This window comes from uncultured Corynebacterium sp., assembly GCF_937999985.1.
GTDB lineage: Bacteria > Actinomycetota > Actinomycetes > Mycobacteriales > Mycobacteriaceae > Corynebacterium.
In genome coordinates this window covers 1-1,977 of sequence record NZ_CALLDG010000213.1, presented here as the reverse complement: position 1 = coordinate 1,977, position 1,977 = coordinate 1, and the positions used below count along the sequence as shown (strand labels likewise).

Here is a 1,977-nt window from a genome sequence, read left to right as displayed (position 1 = left end):
TAGTGGCCTTCGGTGCAGTGGGGCTGACCGTGTTGCCTCTTCACGTAATGGCAATCTCCTTTAGTTTGCTGGTGATTATTGCCATCGCTGCGACGGTGGTGCCGCTGTGGCGGGAGAATCGGAAGTCGAACACGGCTCAGGTAAGCTAATCGCCATGACTGAGGCGACTGAGAACAACGGTGCTGCAAAAGACGCTGCAGTGAACGGTGCTGGGGCGAACGGTGCTGGGGCGAACGGTGCTGGGGGCGCGAAAGAGCTTCCCGAGCTGAACGACGTATCCCAAGCCAGCGACCACGTCGGCCCGCTGAAGGCTGCCATGCGTTCCGGAGCGCTGGCGCTGCTGGTGTTGGGTGCGCTTTCCCTGTTGGTGTGGGGTCTTATCAGCGGCACCGAAGGGCTGTGGGGAGCAGGCATCGGGTGGCTGGTCGGCGGCGGATTTATGCTGCTGACGGTAGTGATCGTGCTGTTTAGTTCCAACACTTCGCCCTCGATGACGATGGGCTTGATCCTGGGCAGCTGGCTGGTTAAGGCGGCGGTGCTACTGGGCATTCTGTTCTTCCTGAAGGACAAGACTTTCTACGACACCGCGGCGCTGGCCGTGACTGTGATCTTGAGCATGGTCGCCGTACTGGCCATCGAGACACTGGCGGTTACTCGCACCCAGAAGCTCTACATCAGCTAACGAGGCTAACGGCATCTAGTGCCCTAATCCACGCCCCGGTTTTTGCATAGCCAATGCAGGCCGGGGCTCCTAGTTTGTTGTGGTGCTACGGGTGGCACTACTTGCGCGCAGAGAGATGACGCCCTCACGCGGAGAGGCGACAACTGTCAGTAGCGAGCTGGGGGTAAGCACCGCAGGGAGGGAAGCGGAGGTAGGCCTAAACACATACAAATGATTCTGGAGCCAAAAACGTTGAAAACCACGACCAAGTGGGGGGACCCGCAACGTGTTTCACTTAGCGATTCACGAGATAAAACTGATATTGTTCTATCGGGCCATTTATTGGCACACGTATGTGTGAACAGTAGATACGGCACCGGCTGATTATGTAGGGACGTGCGACGGAGTCCCTCAGCATCGGCCTAACTCTTCGAAAAGAGACCTCCATCGCACCGCAGTGATTCTGTGCAATCTTGCGGCCCAATCACGGGAGAGAACGCTGAGCGTAACAACCTTGGCCATGAAGGGCGAGTTTCACGTACCTTCATTGGAACACGAATTCTTCCCGGGGCAAGTGGATAGCAACCAGCTGTGGTTCAGTGAGTTTGCTGGTGGAGCCTTCGCGCTCGACCGCCTCATGGTCATCCGTATTGTGATGATTCTTCTGGTTTCCGCATTCTTCTTCTTTGCAATGCGGAAGCCGAAGCTGATTCCGAGCGGCGTGCAGAACGTTGCTGAGTACTTCTTGGACTTCGTTCGGATTCACATCGCGGAGGATATCTTGGGCAAGAAGGAGGGGCGCCGGTTCCTGCCGATCATCGCCGCTATCTTCTTCACCGTCCTTGCCGTCAACATGTCGACGATCATCCCGTTCATGAACATTTCAGCCAGCGCTCGAGTGGGTCTGCCATTGGTGCTGGCTGTTGTTGCGTATATCGCATTCATCTACGCGGGTGTGAAGCGCTATGGCTTCGGCAAGTACATCAAGTCCTCGCTGATCATTCCTGGTTTGCCTTCTTGGCTCCACTTCATCGTGGCGCCGATCGAGGCATTCTCCACATTCGTCCTCCGTCCGGTAACGCTGACGATTCGTCTTATGGCGAATATGTTGGCTGGACACATCATCCTCGTCATGCTGTTCAGTGCCACGAACTTCTTCTTCTGGCAGATGAGCGGTTGGACTGTGGCTGCTGGCGGCACGATCCTCTTCGCGATCGCCTTCACCCTATTCGAGCTCATGGTGATCTTCCTGCAGGCATACATCTTCTCCCTGCTGACCGCCGTGTACATCGAGCTGTCCCTCCACGCAGACGAGC

The 1,977-nt window shown here is 56.5% G+C and carries 2 protein-coding genes; both read left to right on the top strand.

Features of this window, described 5'->3' with window-relative positions; genetic code table 11:
• Positions 1-154 precede the first annotated feature (154 nt).
• Complete coding sequence (locus tag Q0331_RS10650) at positions 155-682, top strand: hypothetical protein (RefSeq protein ID WP_298076331.1); 528 nt, start codon at positions 155-157, stop codon at positions 680-682.
• 499 nt (positions 683-1,181) lie between these two features.
• The coding region (gene atpB, locus Q0331_RS10645) for a F0F1 ATP synthase subunit A (protein ID WP_298076330.1) at positions 1,182-1,977 on the top strand (796 nt) is incomplete at its 3' end.